The organism is Pseudomonas yangonensis (assembly GCF_009932725.1).
GTDB classification, from domain to species: Bacteria; Pseudomonadota; Gammaproteobacteria; order Pseudomonadales; family Pseudomonadaceae; genus Aquipseudomonas; species Aquipseudomonas yangonensis.
The window spans coordinates 1-420 of sequence record NZ_BLJU01000184.1 but is presented as its reverse complement, the minus strand read 5'-3'; the positions used below and the strand labels follow the sequence as shown (position 1 = coordinate 420).

Genomic DNA, 420 nt, shown 5'->3' with positions numbered 1-420 from the left:
AATGAGGTTTTGATTGTTTAGCGGATTGATAAAGGCATCCAGGCTATCTTTTTTTTTTCAAGCAGAAGACGGCATACGAGATGCTCAGGAGTCTCGTGGGCTTCCTTCACTGTGCGGAAAGGACGTTCGACCTTGCCTTTCGAGCGGGCCGTGGTGCGCGTTCCATCCTTGCTGGCAGGGATGTGTGTCTGCCACTCGATGCCCAGCGCCCGCATGACGCTCTGGAAAACGCGACGCTTGGCCACCGGACCGTTGTCCAGATAGATCAGCTTGGGCCGGCCCTGAAAGGGAAAACTCGGGTCCGCTTTCGGCGCCATCGAGTTGAACAGAAAACGAAGTGCCGTCTCCGCATCCTCACCATAAACGCAGTGGTATTCCTGGTAGGCCACACCGCTGCGGTCATCCACTACGCTGAACAGC

At 56.0% G+C, this 420-nt stretch carries 1 pseudogene; it reads right to left on the bottom strand.

The window, feature by feature from the left end:
- Positions 1-80: 80 nt before the first annotated feature.
- A pseudogene (locus GYB81_RS25425) lies at positions 81-420 on the bottom strand (IS481 family transposase); the annotation flags it as partial.